The sequence below is a fragment of the Williamsia sp. z71 genome, from assembly GCF_059553375.1.
Genome location: NZ_JCANWX010000002.1, coordinates 596262 through 618025, shown reverse-complemented (window position 1 = coordinate 618025; position 21764 = coordinate 596262). Strand labels below are relative to the sequence as shown.

Genomic DNA, 21764 nt, shown 5'->3' with positions numbered 1-21764 from the left:
ACACTCGACGGTGATATGGGCACGGTCGACGGATCAGCCGGCGGGCGCCGGAGCGGGCTCGGGGGTCGGAGCGGGTGCGGTGACGTTGGGATCCGCGCCGGTACCGGTGTCGGCTGAACCGATGCCGGTGCTCGACGGACCCGGATCCATCTGGGACACCAGCCATTTGCCGTCGTGTTTCTCCATCGTCAGCTGGAACATACCGAGGTTGGTGACCGGAGTGGTCGCCACGCTGCTGGTGCCGGTGATCTCGGCGACCACCAGTGTGGTTGCCGTGTCGGTCGTGTTCGACACCACACCCGACGACCAGATCTCGGGGGTGATCTTGAGTTGCATGGAGGCGATGTCGGTCTGGGTCTTCTCCCGCTCGTTGAGCAGGTTGTCGCGGAACGCGCCGGTGGTCAACGGCGACATCCGGTTGACGTACTCACCGGCGGTGGTGGTGTTCATCGAATCGAGCAGTTGGGTGACGAAGTAGTCGGACGCCTTCTTCGCGTCCGCCGCCGCGTCGAGCTCGGCCTTGTCCGACTTCCAGTTGACGCCGAAGAAGATCACGGCACCCAACAGTGCGACAACGACCGCACCGGCGAGAACTTTTCCGACGACCGCAAGGCTGATGGTGATCTGCTTGCCGCTCTTGGTATTCGATTCAGCGGCGATCGGTCCCGGTACAGCGGTTTCGACTGTCGGCGCGTCGACCTCCGGACCCGCGGCTTTGCGTCGCGGCTTCCCCGTGGGCTTCTTGCCCATCGAGACACCCTCGGTGGGCTCGCCTTCGGTTTCGGGTCTGCTGTTCTCGGCCATACGGCGTTTCTACCTCATAACAATTGTCGGACGGTGGCGCGTAATGCTCCGGTAGCTCAGCCCAACGGGACGGTACGCGCGTTCGGATCGAAATTCGGGGGCGGTCCGGCGGTGTCATCGCCGGGCGGCCGTGGAGCGTTGGACGCCCCGCGGATCTGTTGTGTCTCATCCTCGGTCACGCAGTACAGGTTGACCGGCACCGTGGCCTCGAGGATCTCGGTCGGCGGTTCCGGCAACACCGGGTACTCGCAGTACGGTCGTGGATAGATCGACCCGTAGGCCCACCAGGCACCGTCGTGGAACATCGCCTGCGAGGTGATCGCACCGTCGCGGATCGCCGGGAATAGATTGACCAGCGCCGGCGCACGCAACGCACCCTGCTCCGCGATGTCGAGGAACTGCGTCAGTACACCCGACAACGGATCGGTCAACTGGTTGAGGGAACCGCTCAGGGTGGTCAGCTGCGCCGGTGCCCGCCCGAGGAAGGTACGCAACTCCTGGTCCGAGGCGACCAGGGCGTCGATCAGATCACCGATACCGGTTGTCAGCGTTCCCAGGTCGGGCTGGATGTCGGCCGTCGTCTCCAGGATCGTTCCGGTGTTCTGGATCAGCGTCACCGTTTCCGGTAGTACCCGATAGAGGTCGGCGAAGATCACGCCGCCGCTGTTGAACAACGCGCGCAGTTGGTTCTTCCCATCGCTGTCGAGTGCGATGTCGAGTTCGTCGATGGTGACACTCAGTTTCTCCGCATCGATCTGTCGGACCACGTCCAGTGACGATTCGAGCAATTTCGGGAACGCGACGGTCGACGACGTCTGTGTGGTCGAGATCTTGTCACCATTCGAAAAGTACGGTCCGTCGGCGGTACTCGGCTGGAAGTCGACGTATTGCTCACCGACGGCGGACAGACCGAGTGCCGCGACATGCGAGTCCTTGCTGATCTTGTACTCGGAGTCGATCACGACCGTCACCTCGACCGAGGTCGGGGTGGCCCGGATCTGATCGACCGCACCGACACGGGCCCCACGCAACGTCACATCGGACGTGCTCTGCACGCCACCGGAATTGGCGAACTCGACGGTCAGTTCGTAGGTGTCGTCGAGTGGCCGCCAGCGCAGCACGCCCAGGCTCAGGTAACCGATGCCGACGAACATCACGAGCACCAGGGCAAGGTTGGAGAGCAAGATCTTGTGTTTGTACAACCAGGCTGTCATCGCTCGCCCCTCACCCACAACATCCGCGCGTACCGGTCAGGCGGGCCAGCACCCTGGTCAGCGTCTGTTCCAGACTGTTGACACCATTGGTGAGGTCCTCCATCTCGGGAAGTCTGCTGCGGGAATCGAATCCGAATCCCGGCGACAGGTACCAGACCCTCGCGGACACGGTGGCAGCGCTGCCGGGTGTGGCGTCGACCCATTTGGGAGTCAGCACCCGGAGCCTGTCGGCCAGCGGACCGAGCTCACCGGCGGCGCGGCCGAACGCCTCGACATCCATGGCGAGGTTGTTGGCCAACTCGACGGTGTTCGCACTCTGGCTGTCGAGGAAGTCGTTGAGCGCATCGGTGACGGCCTTGGTCTTGTTCATCGTCGTCACGATCGACGGGATCTGACCGTTGACCACATCCAGTGCCGGGCCCACCGTGCCGATCGACGCCAGCAACTCGGTCCGGCCGTCGGCCAGGTCGGTGGCCACCGCGTTCAACGACGCGAGCGAGGCGTCGATCTCCTCGGTGTTCATGGCCAGACGGCTCACACCGGTGGTCAATCCCGAGATCACCCCGGTCAGGTCCTCCGACTTGCCGCCGATCGCGTCGGACAGTTCGTTGATGATCTCGGTCAGATTCTTGATGGCGCCACCGTCGACGAACGCGGTCGCGGTCACCAGCAGGTCCTCGACGGTGGCGGCCTCGGTCATCTCGCCGGTGAGGGTGTCACCCGACGCCATCAACGCCGCCGACGTGGCCTGCTCCGGCGGCAGCAACGCCACGAAGACGTCGCCGAGTGGGGTCGCCTGGCGGAGTTGGGCTCCGGTACCGACCGGCAACTCGATGTCCTTGCGGACGCGCATCGTGACATCTGCCCGGTAATTGTTGGCGGTGATCGTCTCCACCAGGCCGACGTCGTTGCCGTTCAGCTTCACCTTGGCCCGTGACGGCAGGTTGAGCGCGTTGCCGAACGACCCGTTGATCTCGTAGCCGTCACCGACACCGCCGGGTGCGGGCATCGGCAACTGTTCGATCGTCAGGCTGGGAATCGCGCCACATCCCGAGAGCAACATCGTTGCCGCCACGGCCCCGATCACACTCGCGTGCAACTTATTTCCGGCCCACTTCACTGTCCTCATTTGTTCAACTCCACCAGCGCCGAGAACACACCGAGGTCCGGTCCGAAGCCGGTCAACTTACCGGTCCGGCAACCGTCTGCGTCCAGGTTGATCGCCTCACAGAACGTCCCGAGGAGCTCGTTGTCGAGCAGCGACTTGTCGACCAGGACCTGCGCACGCCAGGCCCGTTGTTCCGTCGACACCGAGTTCGCCAGGTTCTCGAACGCCAACGGCGCGACATCGATGGTGTCGACCAACTGGCGCGAATAGTCACTCAGGTTGCTGATCAACCCGGCCAGCCGACCCATCGCGCCACCGAGTGTGTTGGTGTTCGCCTCGAGGAACACCGCGGTGTTGTTCAGGGTCTGGTTCAGTGCGTCGAGCGTCGCCTGGAGTCCGACCGACTGATCGCCCAGCAGCTGCGACACGTCCGTGAGCGAGTCCGAGAACGCGGTCATCTTCGGGTAGTTCTCCACCAGTGCGGTGGTCAGCTCCGACATGTTCTTGATGACCTCGACCAGGGCGTCACCGTTGTCGACACCGACCTGGGCGAACTTGCCCAGCTCGTCGATCGCGGTTTTCATGCGCTCACCGTTGCCGCCGAAGATGCCGGCCGAGATGGTCAGCATGTCGCCGAGTGGCCCGTTGCCGTCCGGGTCGGATCGGAACTCCTCCACCAGATTGTCGACGGTATCGAACAGGGCGCCGATCTCGACCGGCGACTTCGCGTCTGCCAGCGTGTCGCCCTCTTCGAGCCTGGGCCCCTCGACATACGGCGGCGACAACTCGACGTGCCGGGTGGTCACCAACGAGGTGTTGATGATCGCCGCGGTGGCATCGACGGGAATCGGGATGTCGTCGTCGACGGTGAACTCGACCTTGACGCGTTCCCCCTGCGGGGTGATCGCCAGGACCCGACCCACCGGCATGCCGAGCACCGAGACGTCGTTGTCGACATATAGGCCGGCAACGCTGTCGAAGTAGGCGGTCAGTTTGATCGACTGCCCGGCGGCGTGTTTGAGCCGCTCCGGGATCAGTGAGCAACCAGAGCCCACCAACGCCGTGGTCAGCAAAACCGCGATCAGGACAATCGTGCGGCGCTGGTGTGCCCCCGAGGCGGCGGAATCCATTCGATTCAGCATCCGGCCACCACATTTGCTGCGCAGAGCCAGTTGTCGGGGAACAGACCCCACGGGAGATATCCCATCGCGTACGGACCGGAACCGGTGGTGTTGGCGATCACGCGCACGGTCAGCGGCAACACCTCGAGCAGATGCCGCAGGTTGTCCCGGTTCTTCTCCATGCCCTCGGAGATGGTGTTCAGGTTCATCACCAGCGGCGCGAACTCGTTGTTGTTCTCCGCCGCCAGCGCCTCCATCTCGTTCGACAATTCGGCGACACCGTCGAGCATGCGTGCCACCATTTCTTGCCTGGTCGCGATCTTCTGGGCCAGCAGTTGACCCTGCCCGACGATCACCGAGAGCTGGTACTGGCTACTGCTGATCACGTCGGTGACCGTCTCGGTGTCCTGGATCAGCAGGTTGATCTGGTCGGTGCGGTCGGTGATCACCTGCGACATCTGCGTCAGTGCATCCAGCGTCTGCGTGGTGACCCCGGGTGCGTCGGCCAACTGCTTGTTCAGTGCGTCGACGCTGTCGGCCAGTTCGCCCGCGTTGATACCGGCGAGCACCGGCGTGCCGCGCTCGATGGTCTTCTGGAGGTCGTAGGGCACCTGGGTGTTGGGGATCCGCGACCCGCTCAGCTCCTCGGTCGAATCCCCGACCTTCAGGTCGATGAATCGCTGTCCCAGCAGCGTGGAGAGCTTGATCTCCGCCGAGCCGTCCACCATCACCTCGACGTCTCTCTCGACCTCCATGGCGATCTCGACGTGGTCACCGGCGAGTTCGGTCGACGACACCTCACCCACATCGATGCCGGCCACCCGGACCTTGTCACCGGGCCGGATACCGCCGGCCTGGGAGAAGTCGGCCGTGTACTCACGTTTACCGATTCCCGAGTCGGACAACACAAACGTCGCCCCGACGACGACCAGCAACGCCACCGCACCCAGGACACCCAGCCAGATGAATCGGCTGTTGCGCCAGCTCGTTCGGAGCCGGTCCCGATTGAACACGCTCATCGGCACACCACCGAGTGCTCACTGCCGCCGATCTGACTGATCAGTCCCGGCGGGAACAACACCCCGCCGATGGACACGTCCAGATCGCAGGCATAGATGTTCAGGTATGTGCCCTGCCCCATGACCATCGGGAAATGCGCCAGGAACAGCGGCAGGTCGATGGCCAACTGGTCGAGCTTGGCGCCGATGCCGATCAGCTCGCTGGTGGTGCTCTGCAGACCGCTGCCGATCGACGCGACGTCGGGCCGGATCTGACCGATCAGCCCACCGAGACGATCGGTCGCGCTGCCGATGCTGTCGACGGCGGCGCCCAGCGCGGGCGAGTTGGCATTGAGACCCTCGATCAAACCGGCCAGGTTGCTCACGAGCTCCTGCATCTGTTCGCCCTGCTTGCTCAGGTCACCCATCACCGCACTGAGGTTGGTGATGACGGCGGCGATCACCTGGTCGCGGTTGGCGAAATCGGAGGCGACCTCACCGATCTGGGCAATCGTGTAGCTCAGCGAGACCTCGTTGCCCTGGAAGGTCTGGACCAGGCTCTCCGAGAGCTGGTTGACCTGCTCCGGTTCCAGGGTGTCGAACACCGGCTGGAATCCGGCCAGCAACGCGGATACATCGAACGAGTCCTGCGACGGTTCCGACAACGTCGAGCCCGCCTTCATCCGCTGCTGTTCGGAATCCTCGACCAGCTCCAACCCGAGGTACCGCTGCCCGATGAGGTTCTGATACTTGATCGACGCGCGGGTGTTGGTGAAGACCGACTGGTTGTTCTGGACCTCGAACTCCACCTCGGCGCGGTTGCGATCGAGCTCGATCGACGCGACCCGGCCCACCCGGACACCGGCCATTCGGACGTCGTCACCTTCGTGCAGACCTGCCACGTCGTTGAAGTGGGCGGTGTACGTGTTCGTCTCACCCGACACCGAACGTTCCAGTGTCGACCAGATGGTCCAGGTCAGCACCAGGGCCAGGACGGCGAAGAGACAGAACCCGATCAACGGCTTGCGATAACTCATCTCCCACCTCCCTGAACTCGGACGGACTGCACCAGCGGCCCCAGCATCAACGTCTCGGCCGCGGACGGCTTCCGTTCCAGCGCGGCCTCCAGGGTCTTGTTGTCGGTCGCGGTGGTGACAACGCCCGGCGAGGAGGCGGGGGTCGTGTCGCCGGTTGTCGTCGGGGTCCTGGAGCCGGCGGGGGTGATCGCCAGCGGACCCGAATTGGTCGGTCCGGTACCGGTACCGGGTCCGGTACAGCCCGGCCCCCGGGTCATCCCGTATTCCCCGCCGTTGTAGACCGGGCAGTTCTGGTGCTTGTACATCTGGAACGGGCTGAAGCTGACACCGATGTTGAGCATGGGCTTGCCATTGGTGCCGGTGAACACGGTCAGGACCTTGCCGGCGAGTACGTTGAGCGCGGCCAGGCTCTGCGGTAATGCGTCGGCATCCACCGCGATGGCACCGGTCAGGGTGTTGAGGTCGTTGACGATCCGGATACCGCCGTCACCGTTGGCCGCGAACAGCGTCTGCAGGCCGTCGATCATGCCCTGTGCCGAGGTCAGGGTGCTCACCAGTTCACGCCGGCGCTCGATGATCGTCAGCGACGGCACCACCGCACGCCCCATCGCGTCGAGGAGTTCGGGTGTGGATTCCGCGATCCCCCGCATCGACTCGTTGAAGTTGTCGAAACCCGGGGGCGCACCATCAGGGAACTGCGCGTTGATCTGTTTCCAGTACTGGTTGAGTGTGCCGACGAATGCGCTGAACACGTTGCCGCCACCACGCAGTGCCTCGGCAATGGTCGCCAGGACGCGGCCGATCTCCTCCGGCGGTACGGCCGTGAACAACTCGCGGAGTTCGTTCTGCACCGACTGCAGGGCGATGGTCTCCTTGGACTCGTCGGCGGTGATCTTGCTCCCGCTCGACAGGTGCCCCTTCGGGTCGGCAGGCGGGATCAGTTCGACCGAGTTCACACCGAAGAGGTTGCTCGGGACCGTCCGGGCGGTCACGTTCGCCGGAATGCCCGACGCCTGTTCGGGGACGATGTTGATCTTCACGTCCGACAGACTGGTGTCGGTGACCTCGACCGCGGTCACCGCACCGACGATGAGCCCGTTGTACCGCACGTCGGCCTGGGTGACCAGACCGTCCCCGATGTCCTCGAGGCCGGCGGTGACCTCCACCTTCTCGTCGAAAGCGCCCTGATACCGCAGCGCGAGCACCGCCAGGATCAGGATCACGACGATCACGAATGCGAGGCCACGCAGCAGGTACTGGGTGGCCGACGGGTTGCGCCCGGTTGTGTCTACGAACATGACTTCACCCCGAGATCCGGATGCCGGGCGACAGACCCCAGAAGACCAGGGTCAGCAAGAGATTCGCGAAGACCAGCACGATGATCGACAGTCTGATCGCGTGTCCGGCGGCGACCCCGACACCCTCGGGACCACCCGAGGCGAAGAAGCCGTAGTAGCACTGGATGAACGTGGTGAGCATGACGAAGATGACCACCTTGATGACCGAGTAGACCATGTCGCGAGAGAGGATGAACTGGTAGAAGTACGACAGGTAGACACCGCTGCCCTGCCCACTCTGCAACTGGAACATCACCTGGCAGGCAATGTAATTCGCGGCCAGTGAGACCGAGTAGAGCGGGATGATGCAGATCACGGCTGCGATCATCCGGGTGGTGACGAGGTACGGCATCGGGCGGATCGCGATCGATTCGAGCGCGTCGATCTCCTCACTGATCCGCATCGAGCCCAGTTGTGCGGTGAACCGGCAACCCGACTGCGCGGTGAACGCCACGGCCGCGAGCAGCGGACCCAGCTCGCGGGTCGTCGCGAACGCCGACACGGCACCGGTCACCGGGGACATCCCGAGCAGATTCAGCGCGGTGTAGCCCTCGATGCCGACCGTGGCACCGCCCATGATGCCCAGCAGGATGATCACGCCGATCGTTCCGCCGCCGACCACGATGGCGCCGTTGCCCCAGGTGACATCGGAGAGCAGGCGCCAGATCTCTTTGCTGTAGTGCTTGAACGCGATCGGGACGGCACCGACCGACCGCACCAGGAACGTGACCTGGTGACCGATCAGAACCAGGACGTCGCGGGGTCCCGAATAGACCTTCTTTCCCCACTCGAGCGGCTTCAGCGCCGGGGGCGTGTATTTGGACGCAACCATCTCAGACCACCCTCGTCGGGACGAGCACGGCGAAGATCTGGGTCAGGATCACGTTGACGGTGAACAGCAGGATCACCGAATTGACGACGGCGGCGTTGACCGAGTTGGCGACGCCGGACGGTCCACCTTTGGTGTTGAGACCGCGATCGCATGCGACCACCGCGACAATGGCACCGAAGATCACCGCCTTGAGAATGGCGAAGGCGAGGTCGGCGGGACTGGCGAACGACGCGAATGTGCCGGTGTAGCTACCCGGCGTCCCACCTTGGGCGTAGACGTTGAACACGTAACCGGTGACGAACCCGATGAAACAGACGAAGCCACAGAGCAGGAAGCTGACGACCATCGTCGCGAGCAGTCGCGGCGAGATGAGTCGCTGGGTCGGATTGACGCCCATCACCCTCATCGCGTCGATCTCGTCGCGAATGGTCCGCGAACCCAGATCGGCCGCGATGGCCGAACCGACGGCACCGGCGAGCAGCAGGGAGGTCACCAGCGGCGCGCCCTGCCGGATCACCCCGAGGCCGGTGGCCGCGCCCGAGAACGAGGTCGCGCCGATCTGGTTGGCGATGTTGCCGACCTGAATGGAGACGATCACGCCGACCGGGATGGCCACCAGCAGGGTGGGGACCACCGAAGTGTTTGCCATGAACGCACATTGGCGGATGAACTCACCGAACGGGAACCGACGCTTGATGATGTCGACGAAGAGGACCTTGAAGACCTCGAGAAAGAGCGTCATCTGCCGGCCGAAGGTCTCGAAGGAGGCAACGATGTGCTCGCGGAACCACCGCGTGAGCGGTGCCGTCCTCCTGCGCGCCGCGGCAGCTCCCCCGATGCCTGCCGTCACGGATTGTGTAGTCACACCCTGCCTTCGTCGGAATGGTTGAGCTACGCCTCGGCTTCGTCTGCGGCCCCCGCCACACGTAACCGAATTGTGTGAGTTCGCTCATAGTGCCACATCGATATCGAACCGCCCAGCGAACACGCTCGGCTTCGTGGAAAAGCCCGTTTCAAAAAGCAACTCATGCAATACGGGACTCCGCCGAATTCCCCTGAACACCGGCAGCGTGCGAAGTCACACCAGCCCACCGCCCGGTCAAAATCGATACCCGGTGCGATTACTCGTTAACTTAGCCCGCAGCCCGGAGCGATTTGGGGCGCCTGGACAGGCGACGCTCCCGGGCTAGAGGACATACGGTTCAGGAGTGACATTTCTTCCTGTGTGGGCCCCTGTCGCCCAGAAAATGCGTGTGATCATCGACGGCACGACGCACGAGATGCTGCCGCGCCCCGGTGATTGGTGGGAATCGCCCGTCAGCGCGGCCCCCGGAGCCCGCTACGGATACCTGATCGACGACTCGACCGAGCCGCTCCCCGATCCACGTTCGCCGCGACAACCGGACGGTGTCCACGGACTCAGTCAGGTTCACGAGGTCGCCGAACAGGTCTGGACCGACTCCGGGTGGGAGGGCAAGCCGGTTGCCGGCGCGGTCATCTACGAACTGCACATCGGAACATTCACGCCCGCCGGAACCCTGGACGCGGCGATCGACAGACTCGATCACCTGATCTCACTGGGAGTCGAGTTCGTCGAACTGATGCCGGTCAATGCCGTCAACGGCACCCACAACTGGGGTTACGACGGCGTCGGCTGGTACGCGGTTCACGAACCCTACGGCGGCCCGGACGCGTTGGTCCGGTTCGTGGATGCGGCCCATCGGCGCGGACTCGGCGTCATCATCGACGCCGTCTACAACCACCTGGGCCCGTCGGGCAATTACCTGCCGGACTTCGGCCCGTACATGACGTCCGGCGCGAACAGCTGGGGTCAGGCGGTGAACCTGGACGAGGCCGACTCCGACGAGGTCCGGGAGTTCATCCTCGGCTCCGCATTACGATGGATGGAGGTGTTCCATGTCGACGGTCTACGGCTCGACGCGGTCCATGCCCTCGTCGACCGGACCGCCCTGCACCTGCTCGAGGAACTCCAGATCCGCACCGACGAACTCTCGGCCCGGGTGGGCAGGCCGCTGTCGCTGATCGCCGAGAGCGACCTCAACGATCCCCGATTGATCACCCCGCGCGAGTTCGGCGGGTACGGTCTGGCCGCGCAGTGGTGCGACGACGTCCATCACGCGATCCACACCGCCGTCTCGGGTGAACGTCAGGGCTATTACGCCGACTTCGGCAGTCTCGGATGCCTGTCGAAGGTATTGCGGGAAGGCTTCTTCCATGCCGGGACGTACTCGTCCTTCCGGCGCCGCAGGCACGGCCGGCCGATCGATCCCGCGCGGATCAAGGCCACCTCGCTGGTGGTCTACACCTGCAACCACGACCAGATCGGCAATCGCGCGATCGGCGACCGGCCCGGCGAGTATCTGAGCGCCGGACAACTCGCGGTGAAGGCGGCGCTGGTGCTCACCTCCGCATTCACCCCGATGCTGTTCATGGGCGAGGAGTGGGCGGCGAGCACACCATTCCAGTTCTTCACCTCGCATCCGGAGCCAGAACTCGGTGAGGCGACCGCGAACGGCCGCAAGTCCGAGTTCGCCGAACACGGCTGGGATGCCGAGGAGGTTCCCGATCCGCAGGACCCGCAGACCTTTGAGCGTTCAAAGTTGCGCTGGGATGAGCTCGGCGTCGGCGAGCATGCCCGGGTGCTCGGCTTCTATCGCTCCCTGATCGCGCTGCGCAGTGGCGAACCCGACCTGTCAGCGGACACCTTCGACTCGGTGACCACCGACTGGGCCGCCGACGGCACCTGGTTCGCGATGCATCGTGGCGCCATCACCACGATCGTCACCCTCACCGAGCAGCCCGTCCCTCTGCCGTTCACCGGCACCGTGTTGGTGGCGTGGGAACCGCCCGCGGACGGCACGATGGCCGGCCACAACGCGGCGGTGCTGCGCCGGGCCTGATCCCCGGGGCCCCCTCATCACAAACGAGCCGGTTATACGAGGATGAGCCACATATTTGTGGCTCGTCCTCGTACAACCGGCTCGTTTGGGGTGGTGGGTTCGGGTCAGGTGAGGTAGCGGTAGGCCGGTGATCCGGGTTCGAGACGCTCACACGTCAGACGGGAGTTGTCGATGCGGCCGAGCAGCGGGCCCAGACCGTCCGGCGATCCGAGTTCGATACCGACCAACGCGGCACCGGTCTCCCGGTTGTTGCGTTTGACGTACTCGAACAGCGTGATGTCGTCGTCCGGACCGAGGACCTCGTCGAGGAATCGCCGCAGGGCGCCGGGCTCCTGCGGGAAGTCGACCAGGAAGTAATGCTTGAGGCCACGATGAACCAGGGACCGTTCGATGACCTCGCCGTAGCGCGAGACGTCGTTGTTGCCACCGGAGAGAAGGCAGACCACGGTCCAGCCCGGTTCGATCGGCAGATCGTCGAGTGCGGTCACCGACAACGCGCCGGCGGGTTCGGCGATGATGCCCTCGTTCTGGTAGAGCTCCAGCATCGCCGAGCAGATCGCACCCTCGTCGACGTGGGTGATGTGTGAGCCGCCGAGGGGCAGCTTGTCGATGTCATGATGCACCGTGCTCGCCGGCGGCAGATCCGGATGCGAGGCGACCGTCGCACCGGCGGCGACCATGACCTGATGTCCGATGTTGCCGATCCGCCGGACGGCGGCGCCATCGACAAACGGATCGATCTTGTTCAGGGTGACCGGACCACCGTCGACCAGTGCCGCGGACAGTGAGATCGCCCCGGTCGGTTCGACGCCGACGATGCGGACCTCGTCGCTGTGTGCGCGCAGGTACGTCGTGATGCCGGCCAGTGCGCCGCCGCCGCCGACCGGCACGACCACCAGATCGGGCATCACGCCGAGTTGGGCGACGATCTCCTTGGCGATGGTGCCCTGTCCGGCCGCGGTCCGCGGATCGTCGAACGCGTGGATCCAGGTGGCTCCGGTGGCCGCGACATCGGTCAGCGCCGCGGCCGCCGCCGCGTCGTAAGTGTCTCCGACGGCAATGAGTTCAACGAATTCGCCACCGTGCCAACGAATCCGGTCACATTTTTGCTTGGGTGTATTGGTCGGTATGTAGATCCGGGCCCGAATCCCCATGCTGCGGGCCGCGTAGGCCACACCCTGGGCGTGATTGCCCGCGCTGGCGGCGACCACTCCGGCGTCCCGCTCGGCGCCCGTGAGCTGTGCCATGACGTTGTAGGCGCCACGAATCTTGTACGAGCGCACCGACTGCAGGTCTTCCCGCTTGAGGTACACCGTTGCGCCGGTGCGCGCGGACAAACGCTCGGACAGCTGCAGCGGAGAGGCGACAACCACGTCACGGATGCGCTCGGCCGCCGCGTCGATCGCGGCGGCATCGAGCGGTGTGGCGATGATGTTGTCGGTCGGAGATCCACTAGTCACGCCAGCTATGGTCTCACTTCTCCGAAACGAGGCTTCCGCCGCCACACCCGCCCGGTTTACTGCGCGGGTTCGAGGACGAACACCGGGATCTGGCGATCGGTCTTCTTCTGGTAGTCGGCGTAGGGCGGGTAGGCCTCGACGGCGCGTTCCCACCAGATCGCCTTCTCGTCCCCGAACACCTCACGGGCGACCATGTCCATCACCTTGGGGCCGTCCTGGAGTTCGACCTGCGGGTGCGCAACGACGTTGTAGTACCAGACCGGGTTCTTCGGTGCGCCGCCCAGCGAGGCGACCACCGCGTACTTGCCATCGTGCTCCACCCGCATCAGCGGCGATTTGCGGAGCTTGCCGGACTTGTTGCCCACCGTGGTCAGCACCACGACCGGCATACCGTTGAGCTCGGTGCCCTTGGTACCGCCGGACTCGACGATCTCTTCGGCCTGCTTGCGTGCCCAGTCGGTGGGACTCGGCTCGTATTCACCCTGCAGTGGCATCGATCCTCCATATGTGTTCATGTGCACGAACCGCGTGCACAACTTCGGTCAATCTCCCCCGCCGGGCCGGCATTCCTCGACCCGGCAGCGGATCTACACGCTCAAACAGGACGGTCCGAGCAACGCCTTGAGGTCACCCATCAGCGCCGACGTCGGGTTGACGCGCAGCTGATCGTCAAGTTTCAGAGTGGTCTCCTTGGAACCGCTGGTCAACCGGACGTGGACGTCGGACGTTCCGGGATGACGGACCAGCACCTGCTTGAGCGCACTGACCCGGTCGGCGGTGCACAGTCTCGTCGGCATGATCAGCGACACCGGCTTGGCGACTCCGACATGCGAAAGATCAGGAACGGCAAGGTCATTCGCGGAGATCATCATGCTGTCGTCGCGCAGGTTGACGCGCGCCTTCACCAACACCACGGCATCGGCGGCGATGTCCATGCCGAATGCCTGATAGGCCCGCGGGAAGAAGTAGACCTCGACACCACCGACCATGTCCTCGATCTGGACAACGGCGTACGACTCGCCCTTCTTGTTGACCCGTCGGGTGACGGCCGAGATGATGCCGCCGATCACGATCTGGGCACCGTCTTTCGCATTGCCTTCGAGCAGCGAGCTGATCGAGGTGTCCGTCTGGGCCGAGATGACGTGCTCGACGCCGTTGAGCGGATGCCCGGAGACGTAGAGCCCCAACATCTCTCGCTCCAGCGCGAGTTTGTGCTTGGTATCCCACTCCTCGTCCGGGACCTTCACGGCGAACGCATCGTCGGTCACGCCACCACCGCCGTCGCCACCGGCATCGCCGAACAGGTCGAACTGTCCGATCGCCTCGGCCTTCTTGGTTCCCAGAACCGCATCGACCGCGTCGGCGTGGACCAGGAACAAGCCCTTGCGCGGATGGCCGAGCGAATCGAAGGCCCCGGCCTTGATCAGTGATTCGGTGACCTTCTTGTTGCAGGCCGTCACGCTGATCTTCGCCAGGTAGTCCGAGAAGCTGGTGAACTTCGACTTCTCTTCGCGCGCTTCGATGATCGACGCGACGACGCCGCTGCCGACGTTGCGCACCGCGGCCATGCCGAACCGGATGTCCTCACCAACAGCGGAGAAGTTCTGCTGCGACTCGTTCACATCCGGCGGCAACACCGTGATCCCGAGGCGTCGGCAGTCGGCCAGGTAGATGGCGGCCTTGTCCTTGTCGTCGGCCACCGAGGTGAGCAGCCCGGCCATGTACTCGGCCGGGTAATGGGCCTTGAGGTAAGCGGTCCAAAACGAGACCAGGCCGTAGCCGGCCGCGTGCGACTTGTTGAACGCGTATCCGGCGAACGGCAGGATGGTGTCCCACAGCGCCTTGATCGCGGCCTCGGAGAATCCGTTGTCCAGCATGCCCTGCCGGAAACCCGCGTAGGCCTCCTCGAGCACGGACAGCTTCTTCTTACCCATGGCCCGGCGCAACAGGTCGGCCTGTCCGAGCGAGTATCCGGCGACCTTCTGCGCGATCTGCATGATCTGCTCTTGGTAGACGATCAGGCCGTAGGTGTCGCCCAGGATCTCCTTGAGCGGCTCTTCGAGTTCCGGGTGGATCGGGCTGACCGGCTGCTTGTTGTTCTTGCGGTCGGCGTAATCGTTGTGGGCGTTCATGCCCATCGGACCGGGCCGGTACAGCGCCAGCACGGCGACGATGTCGCCGAACCCGGTGGGCTGCATACGTTTGAGGAGCTCTCGCATGGGTCCACCGTCGAGCTGGAAGACGCCGAGCGTGTCGCCACGCGCCACCAGTTCGTAGGTTTCCGGGTCGTCCAGCGGCAACGAGTCGAGGTCGAGGTCGAAGCCGCGGTTGAGCTTGATGTTGTCGATCGTGTCGCCGATGACCGTGAGGTTGCGCAACCCCAAAAAGTCCATCTTCAACAGGCCGATCGCCTCACACGACGGGTAGTCCCAGCCGGTGATGATGGCGCCGTCCTGCGCGCGCTTCCACACCGGGATCGCCTCGGTCAGCGGCTCGGACGACATGATCACCGCACAGGCGTGGACGCCGGCGTTACGGATCAGGCCCTCGAGACCCAGGGCGGTGTCGTAGATCTTCTTGACATCCGGGTCCGTCTCGATGAGCGTGCGGACCTCGCTGGCCTCTTTGTACCGCTCATGGCCGGTATCGGTGATACCGGCGATCGTGATGTCCTTGGCCATGATCGGCGGCGGAAGCGCCTTGGTGATGCGGTCGGCGATCGCATACCCGGGCTGGCCGAACTGGACGCGGGCCGAGTCCTTGATCGCGGCCTTGGTCTTGATGGTTCCGAAGGTGATGACCTGGGCGACCTTGTCGCTGCCCCACCGTTCGGTCGCATACCGCACCATGTCACCACGGCGGCGATCGTCGAAGTCGATGTCGATATCGGGCATCGACACGCGCTCCGGGTTGAGGAATCGCTCGAACAGCAGACCGTACGGAATGGGATCGATGTTGGTGATGCCCAGAGCCCACGCGACCAGCGAACCGGCCGCCGAACCACGACCGGGACCCACGCGGATACCGACCTCGTTGGCGTGCCGGATGAGGTCACCGACCACGAGAAAGTATGCCGGGAAACCCATCTGGATGATGACGTCGAGTTCATAGCTCGCCCGGTCGAGGTATTCCTGCGGGACCTCACGGCCCGGGAACCGGCGGGTCCGCAGACCGTGCTCGACCTCTTGGCGCAAGAAGCTGGGCTGCGTATGGCCTTCGGGCACCGGGAAGATCGGCATCCGGTCACGGTGCTCGAAGACCTCACCGTAGCTCTGTACCCGCTCGGCGATGAGCAGTGTGTTGTCGCAGCCACCGGGGACCTCTTGATCCCACAGCTCGCGCATCTCGGCGGCCGATTTGAGGTAGTAGCCGTCGCCGTCGAACTTGAACCGCGTCGGATCGGACAGCGTCTTGCCGGTCTGTACGCACAGCAGCGCCTCGTGGCTGGAGGCGTGGTCTTTGGTGACGTAGTGGCAGTCGTTGGTGACCAATGGCGGGATGCCCAGTTTGCGACCGACCTCGAGCAGTCCGTCGCGGACGCGGCCCTCGATCTCGAGGCCGTGCTCCATCAGCTCCAGGAAGAAGTTCTCTTTGCCGAAGATGTCCTGCCACTTGGCGGCGGCCTCGAGCGCCTCCTTCTCATGGCCGAGCCGCAGTCGGGTCTGGACCTCACCGGACGGACAGCCGGTGGTCGCGATGATGCCCTCGGCGTGCTCGGCGATGATCTCGGCATCCATGCGGGACCACTTGCCGAGTTGTCCCTCGATCGACGCCCTCGACGAGAGCTTGAACAGGTTGCGCAGACCGGTGGCGTTCTCGGCCACCATCGTCATGTGGGTGTAGGCGCCGCTACCCGAGACGTCGTCGCCCTTCTGGTCCCGGCTACCCCACAGGACGCGTTTGGTGTTGTGTCGCGACTCCGGGGCGATGTACGCCTCGATACCGATGATCGGCTTGATACCCATGTCGGTGGCGACGTTGTAGAACTCACTGCCGCCGAACATGTTTCCGTGGTCGGTCATGCCGATCGCGGGCATCTCCAACCGGGTGGCCTCGGTCATCATCGGTTTGACCTTGGCCGCCCCGTCGAGCATCGAGTACTCAGTGTGGTTGTGCAGATGGACAAACGAATCCGACACGCGCTACCTCTCAATTCGAACTCTCGAACACCACGCCGACGCCGCCGCCGAGAGCGGGTCGCGGGCGCAAGGCCTTCAGTCTAGGCGGGGGTACCGACGAGCCCGGACAGGCGCGGCGGACACCTCTTCAGGAAGTGACGGATGTGCCTGTTGTGGCCCACTGTGACCCCGTCACACAACCCACTGTGACCCGTCATACGACCAGGAAGATCGCCACGACGATCGCCATGGCCACCACGACCAACCCGATCAGCAGGGCGATCATCACCGCGTTGGAATCGGAATCGCCTGCCGCCGGCGACGTCGGTGCCCGGTGTGGGTACTGCACCGGCACCTGGTGCGCGGGCGGCGTCGCCTGCGGATACCGCTGGGGGACGAAACCCTGCCCCGCCGGCTGCTGCGGTTGCGGTGTCGATGGCCCGGCCGAGACCGGCGGCGAGTAGGTGGACACGCCGCCCTGTCGCAGTGCCGATTGCAGCGCATCGGTGAACTGTCTGCAGTTGGCGAACCTGTCGTCGGCCTCCTTGGCCATGGCCTTGGCGATGACCGAATCAACCGCCGGCGGCACCCCGGGGACCAGCTCCGACAACCGCGGCACCGGTTTGCTCAGATGTCCGGCGATGACATCCGCGGTGCCCTCGCCCTGGAACGGAACCCGGCCGGCGATCAGGTGAAATGTGGTGGCCGCCAAAGAATACTGATCTGTCCGGGCATCGACCGGCAGGCCCTTGAGCTGCTCGGGTGAGGCATAGGACAAGGTCGCCAGGACCGTCCCGACCACGGTCAGCGACTCTTTCTCGTCGGCCGCCTTCGCCACGCCGAAGTCCGTCAGCAACACCCGCTGCTCATCGGCGTCGGTGGCGTAACCGCGGTCGATCCCGTCGCCGAATCCACTCGATTCATACTCCGAGAGCAGGATGTTGGCCGGTTTGATGTCACGGTGCAGCAGTCCCCGGCGATGGGCGTAGTCGAGGCCGCGGGCGATCTCACCGGCGATCCGGACGACCCGCTGCGGCGGGAGACCCACCTGCGCACCGGCTTTCTCCTGCGCCCGATACAGTTCCTGGGCGCAGTCGGTACCCGCGACGTACTGCATCGAGATCCACAGCATGCCGTCGCTGCGGCCCCGGTTGTAGATCGTGACGATATTGGGGTGGTCGAGCCCGGCCGCGACCTCGGCCTCCCGCAAGAACCTCTTACGGAATTGTTCGTCCTGCCCGACCTGCTCGCCGAGCACCTTGATGGCGTCGCTCCGGGGCAGTTCGGGATGTTTGGCCAGATATACCGCGCCCATGCCACCGCTGCCGAGGGCACGCTCCACCCGGTAACCGGCGATCCAGGACCCCGGCTGCAACATGGTGTCCCCTCCCCACAACTCACACGTCGTCCAGGGCACACCATATAACGCCGCTAGCCCGGTGGAATGGGTCCATCGTCGGGTACCGGTTCGACGACATCGACCATCGACGGCAGCAACGGGATCACCGTGAACATGCCCGCTCCCGCATCCTCGGGCAGCGCCTCGACCGCCCGGACGCCGGGAGCTCCGGCGACCTGCTGCAGGACCCCGAGCCGGCCACGGACCACCAGTCCGATCAGGCACGTGCACCCGGCCCGCAGCCGCGCCGCGGCCACCTCACCGACCTGTTCGGCACGGTCGGTGCCGGTGGAGCGGACGATCACCTGCTCGGCCGCGATCTGTTCCGACCAGTGGAAAGAATCCTCGGTGTTGCCGGTCGCGGCCCGCACCGTCGGTGTCTGAACCCGGTCGATCTGCACGTTGAAGATGTTCTGCGACAGCAACATCGACGGATACGACGTGGCCAGCGCCCAGCCCTCGTCGAGGGCATCGGCCTGGGACAACGAGATCAGCGCCCACCGGTCGGTGTCCGGTCCGGACAACGACTCCTGCGCCCGCGTCAGATAACCGGCGACCTCTTCTCCGTTGTCGGGGCCCAGGACGTCATCGGTCACCACCGGCTTCGGGACCGGATTGGCCACCCCGACCACATAGAGACCGGCCACCAGGACCACGACCACGGCCACCAGGCCGAGTGCGGTACGGACGGCCGAACCCACGACTAACCGGCCCGGAGTATGTCCAGCGCATGCTGCAGATCCGCCGGATACGGACTCGTGAACTCCACCAGTCGACCGTCAGCCGGATGAGCGAACGACAACGCCCGGGCGTGCAACCATTGCCGCTCCAGACCGAGCCGGGCGGCGAGTACCGGATCGGCGCCGTACGTCAGGTCACCGCAGCAGGGATGGTGCAGGGCCGAGAAGTGCACGCGGATCTGGTGTGTGCGGCCGGTCTCCAGGTGCACATCGAGAAGGCTTGCCGACCGGAACATCTCGACGGTGTCGTAGTGGGTGATGCTGTGTTTGCCCGACGCCGAGACGGTGAACTTCCAGTCGTTGCCGCGACTTCGGCCGATCGGGGCGTCGATCGTCCCACTGCGCGGATCCGGATGTCCCTGGACCACAGCGTGATAGCGCTTGTCGACGGTCCGCTGCTTGAAGGCCCGCTTGAGCGAGGTGTACGCGCGTTCGGAGGTCGCGACCACCATCACGCCCGAGGTACCCACATCCAGACGGTGCACGATGCCCTGACGTTCATGCGCTCCCGAAGTCGAGATACGGAATCCCGCGGCCGCCAGACCACCGATGACCGTCGGTCCGGTCCATCCGACGGACGCATGCGCCGCGACCCCGACCGGCTTGTCGACCACCACGATGTCGTCGTCCGAGTAGATGATCTCCATGCCCTCGACCGGCTGCGCCTCGATCGTCAGGACCCGCGCCGGTGCCGGCAACACCACTTCGAGCCATTCGCCGCCGACCAGCTTGTGGGACTTGCCCACCGGCGAGCCCTCGACACTGATGTCACCGTCGTCGGCAAGTGTCGCCGCCACTGTCCGCGACAGCCCGAGCATCCGGGCGACGCCGGCATCTGCGCGCATCCCGTCGAGGCCGTCCGGGATCGGCATGGACCGCGATTCCCTGGTCATGCGTCTCGGCCGTTCTCTGTCGGATCTTCGGTGCTCACTTTGTCGTTCACTGCCTTTGTTGTTGTCGAGTTGTCTGAGTCGTCACGGGGGTCGTCGTCGCGGTGGTCGCCGGCGCGGGTTCCGTCGAACTCGAATCCGAAGAGGGTCAGGCCCACCAGGAGGACGGCGCCACAGACCACCGCCGAATCGGCGACGTTGAACACCGGCCACCATCCGACCGACACGAAGTCCACGACGTGTCCGCGGAGTACGCCCGGTGACCGGAACATGCGGTCGATCAGGTTGCCGAGGGCTCCACCGAGGACCAACCCGAGGCCGACAGCCCACCAGAGAGAGCCGAGCCGGCTGCTGTACCGCACGATCCCGACCACCACGGCGAGCGCGACGATCGTCAGAACCCAGGTGTATCCGGTGGCCATCGAGAAGGCCGCACCACTGTTGCGCACCAGTTTGAAGGTGACCGTCTCACCGATGATCTCGATCGGATCGCCGGGTTCGATCACCGCGACCGCGATGATCTTGGTCACGAGGTCGGCGATCAGGATCACGAGCGCGACGATCACCAGCGTCACCCAGACCTTGGGCCGGGCCTGCTGTTGCGGGGCTACGTCAGCGGTCGGATCGCCGGCTGACCGGGGGGTGGGCTCGCTTGTCACCTGTCCATCATCCATGAGCGACTCGATACGCTGGCGGCCGTGTCCTCTCCTGCTCCGCTCCGGTCCACGACCCGAGTCCGATTTCTGCCCCTTCGCCGTGCCCCTCGTCTGTCCCGGCCGGTCGGATCCCTTGCCGCCGCCCTGGTCCTGACCATCGGCCTGGCGGGATGTGGATCCGACGACAAGAACACCGCGCCTCCGGCACCGACGGGCTGTGCCACCGATACCACCGCCGGGGCCACGGACGCGGCGCTCCTTCCCGTCCCGCCAGCGGAGGTCACCCTGGAAACCGCAGGTGAGCAGCCCCTCGCGGCGGCTCTGAGCGCGTTCGACCGGGCGAGCGCACAGCCCGCCAAGCTGGTGACCACGTCGACGTTCGCGTCCCCGGACGGCGAGGGTGCCGCGTCGTCGGCGACCACGGTCGACCTGCCGATGACCGCCCGCGTCAACTGCACCGATGCGACCGACATAGACCTGCAGATCGGTGCCGCCGGATCCCCGGACACCGCCCTGAACCAAGCACTCAAAGCCCAGGACGGTTCGCGCGCCGGCATGAGCATCGGCACAGGTATGGCGCCCATCTCACTGCGGATCCTGCCGAACGAGGACGCCGACGACAACGCGCGTCAGGCGGTGGAGGAAGCTCTCGTGTCCACCTTCCAGCGTTCCGTCACCCTGCCGACCGAACCCATCGGGATAGGGGCACGGTGGGAGGCCGTCCGCACCGTGAACGCCGGAGCCAGCGTGCGTCAGACGATCAATGCGACCCTGACCGCCCGTGAAGGCGACCGGCTGACGATCGAGTTCACCATCGACGAGACTCCGAACAACGCGGTGTTCCGGCTTCCCGAGGGAGGCACCCTCAACATCGAGAGCTATTCGATGACCGGCGGCGGAACCGTTGTCCTCGATCTGACCCGGGGTGTGCCCGTCTCCGGTCAGATGAACATCTCCGGTGGCCGCACACTGGTCGGTGGTGATGGAACCCAGTTCCGTCAGCTCCTCGGTTTCAACTCGACCTGGGGCCGGTAGGACCGAACACGGCACGACCCCAGCTGACAGAAACACCGGCGCCGATCGCGAAGAACTCGCGATCGGCGCCGGTGTCGGTTCAGATCTGTTATCG

18 protein-coding genes are annotated in these 21764 nt (G+C 64.9%); 2 read left to right on the top strand and 16 right to left on the bottom strand.

The window, feature by feature from the left end; genetic code table 11:
- Positions 1-33 precede the first annotated feature (33 nt).
- Genes AC51GR_RS07030 through AC51GR_RS06990 form a run of 9 tightly spaced genes read right to left on the bottom strand, consistent with a single transcriptional unit; the run spans position 34 to position 9193 of the window.
- Positions 34-804, bottom strand: coding sequence for a hypothetical protein (locus AC51GR_RS07030; protein ID WP_496323868.1), 771 nt, complete (start codon positions 802-804; stop codon positions 34-36).
- A 56-nt stretch (positions 805-860) separates the two neighbouring features.
- A complete protein-coding gene (locus AC51GR_RS07025; RefSeq protein WP_496323867.1) occupies positions 861-2018 on the bottom strand; it encodes an MlaD family protein in 1158 nt (385 codons plus the stop codon).
- A 10-nt stretch (positions 2019-2028) separates the two neighbouring features.
- Positions 2029-3147, bottom strand: coding sequence for an MlaD family protein (locus tag AC51GR_RS07020; RefSeq protein WP_496323866.1), 1119 nt, complete (start codon positions 3145-3147; stop codon positions 2029-2031).
- On the bottom strand, positions 3144-4268 hold the full coding sequence (locus AC51GR_RS07015; RefSeq protein WP_496323865.1) for an MCE family protein: 1125 nt from the start codon (positions 4266-4268) through the stop codon (positions 3144-3146). The genes AC51GR_RS07020 and AC51GR_RS07015 overlap by 4 nt, the downstream gene beginning before the upstream one ends.
- A complete protein-coding gene (locus AC51GR_RS07010) occupies positions 4262-5266 on the bottom strand; it encodes an MCE family protein (RefSeq protein ID WP_496323864.1) in 1005 nt (334 codons plus the stop codon). The genes AC51GR_RS07015 and AC51GR_RS07010 overlap by 7 nt, the downstream gene beginning before the upstream one ends.
- Positions 5263-6282, bottom strand: a complete 1020-nt coding sequence (locus tag AC51GR_RS07005; RefSeq protein WP_496323863.1) for an MCE family protein — start codon at positions 6280-6282, stop codon at positions 5263-5265. Before AC51GR_RS07005 ends, AC51GR_RS07010 begins: the two co-directional genes overlap by 4 nt.
- Complete coding sequence (locus tag AC51GR_RS07000; protein ID WP_496323862.1) at positions 6279-7580, bottom strand: MlaD family protein; 1302 nt, start codon at positions 7578-7580, stop codon at positions 6279-6281. Before AC51GR_RS07000 ends, AC51GR_RS07005 begins: the two co-directional genes overlap by 4 nt.
- Before the next feature lie 4 nt (positions 7581-7584).
- Positions 7585-8451: an ABC transporter permease gene (locus AC51GR_RS06995; RefSeq protein WP_496323861.1), complete on the bottom strand. Its 867-nt coding sequence runs from the start codon at positions 8449-8451 to the stop codon at positions 7585-7587.
- Between the two features lies 1 nt (position 8452).
- On the bottom strand, positions 8453-9193 hold the full coding sequence (locus AC51GR_RS06990) for an MlaE family ABC transporter permease (protein WP_496324115.1): 741 nt from the start codon (positions 9191-9193) through the stop codon (positions 8453-8455).
- A 466-nt stretch (positions 9194-9659) separates the two neighbouring features.
- Here AC51GR_RS06990 and treZ point away from each other — a divergent pair, with 466 nt between their 5' ends.
- Entirely contained in the window at positions 9660-11372 is a 1713-nt protein-coding gene (gene treZ / locus AC51GR_RS06985; RefSeq protein WP_496323860.1) for a malto-oligosyltrehalose trehalohydrolase, read from the top strand.
- Positions 11373-11476: 104 nt separating this feature from the next.
- Here the strand turns inward: treZ and ilvA are convergent, their stop codons facing one another.
- The 7 genes from ilvA to lspA all read right to left on the bottom strand — a co-directional run bounded on the left by ilvA (position 11477) and on the right by lspA (position 20653).
- A complete protein-coding gene (gene ilvA, locus AC51GR_RS06980; RefSeq protein WP_496323859.1) occupies positions 11477-12832 on the bottom strand; it encodes a threonine ammonia-lyase IlvA in 1356 nt (451 codons plus the stop codon).
- Between the two features lie 56 nt (positions 12833-12888).
- Positions 12889-13326, bottom strand: a complete 438-nt coding sequence (locus tag AC51GR_RS06975; RefSeq protein ID WP_496324114.1) for a nitroreductase family deazaflavin-dependent oxidoreductase — start codon at positions 13324-13326, stop codon at positions 12889-12891.
- A gap of 93 nt (positions 13327-13419) precedes the next feature.
- The gene (dnaE, locus tag AC51GR_RS06970; protein ID WP_496323858.1) at positions 13420-16971 is read right to left on the bottom strand and encodes a DNA polymerase III subunit alpha; all 3552 of its coding nucleotides are present in this window, start codon (positions 16969-16971) and stop codon (positions 13420-13422) included.
- A gap of 193 nt (positions 16972-17164) precedes the next feature.
- A complete protein-coding gene (locus tag AC51GR_RS06965) occupies positions 17165-18328 on the bottom strand; it encodes a serine/threonine-protein kinase (protein WP_496323857.1) in 1164 nt (387 codons plus the stop codon).
- Between the two features lie 53 nt (positions 18329-18381).
- Complete coding sequence (locus AC51GR_RS06960; protein ID WP_496323856.1) at positions 18382-19050, bottom strand: hypothetical protein; 669 nt, start codon at positions 19048-19050, stop codon at positions 18382-18384.
- Between the two features lie 2 nt (positions 19051-19052).
- Positions 19053-19961, bottom strand: a complete 909-nt coding sequence (locus AC51GR_RS06955) for an RluA family pseudouridine synthase (RefSeq protein WP_496323855.1) — start codon at positions 19959-19961, stop codon at positions 19053-19055.
- Positions 19962-19978: 17 nt separating this feature from the next.
- The gene (gene lspA / locus AC51GR_RS06950; protein ID WP_496323854.1) at positions 19979-20653 is read right to left on the bottom strand and encodes a signal peptidase II; all 675 of its coding nucleotides are present in this window, start codon (positions 20651-20653) and stop codon (positions 19979-19981) included.
- Positions 20654-20677: 24 nt separating this feature from the next.
- Between lspA and AC51GR_RS06945 the strand changes: the two genes are divergently transcribed.
- Positions 20678-21670 carry a hypothetical protein gene (locus AC51GR_RS06945; RefSeq protein WP_496323853.1) on the top strand — a complete coding sequence of 331 codons (993 nt, stop codon included), beginning with the start codon at positions 20678-20680 and terminating at the stop codon, positions 21668-21670.
- Positions 21671-21764: the final 94 nt, after the last annotated feature.

Coding starts and splice junctions, on each gene's coding strand:
- AC51GR_RS07000 (WP_496323862.1), bottom strand. CDS start 7,580: ATGTTCGTAGACACAACCGGGCGCAACCCGTCGGCCACCCAGTACCTG.
- AC51GR_RS07020 (WP_496323866.1), bottom strand. CDS start 3,147: ATGAGGACAGTGAAGTGGGCCGGAAATAAGTTGCACGCGAGTGTGATC.
- AC51GR_RS06975 (WP_496324114.1), bottom strand. CDS start 13,326: ATGCCACTGCAGGGTGAATACGAGCCGAGTCCCACCGACTGGGCACGC.
- AC51GR_RS06995 (WP_496323861.1), bottom strand. CDS start 8,451: ATGGTTGCGTCCAAATACACGCCCCCGGCGCTGAAGCCGCTCGAGTGG.
- AC51GR_RS07005 (WP_496323863.1), bottom strand. CDS start 6,282: ATGAGTTATCGCAAGCCGTTGATCGGGTTCTGTCTCTTCGCCGTCCTG.
- AC51GR_RS07015 (WP_496323865.1), bottom strand. CDS start 4,268: ATGCTGAATCGAATGGATTCCGCCGCCTCGGGGGCACACCAGCGCCGC.
- AC51GR_RS06990 (WP_496324115.1), bottom strand. CDS start 9,193: ATGACGCTCTTTCTCGAGGTCTTCAAGGTCCTCTTCGTCGACATCATC.
- AC51GR_RS07025 (WP_496323867.1), bottom strand. CDS start 2,018: ATGACAGCCTGGTTGTACAAACACAAGATCTTGCTCTCCAACCTTGCC.
- AC51GR_RS06965 (WP_496323857.1), bottom strand. CDS start 18,328: ATGTTGCAGCCGGGGTCCTGGATCGCCGGTTACCGGGTGGAGCGTGCC.
- AC51GR_RS07010 (WP_496323864.1), bottom strand. CDS start 5,266: ATGAGCGTGTTCAATCGGGACCGGCTCCGAACGAGCTGGCGCAACAGC.
- lspA (WP_496323854.1), bottom strand. CDS start 20,653: ATGGATGATGGACAGGTGACAAGCGAGCCCACCCCCCGGTCAGCCGGC.
- AC51GR_RS06955 (WP_496323855.1), bottom strand. CDS start 19,961: ATGCCGATCCCGGACGGCCTCGACGGGATGCGCGCAGATGCCGGCGTC.
- AC51GR_RS07030 (WP_496323868.1), bottom strand. CDS start 804: ATGGCCGAGAACAGCAGACCCGAAACCGAAGGCGAGCCCACCGAGGGT.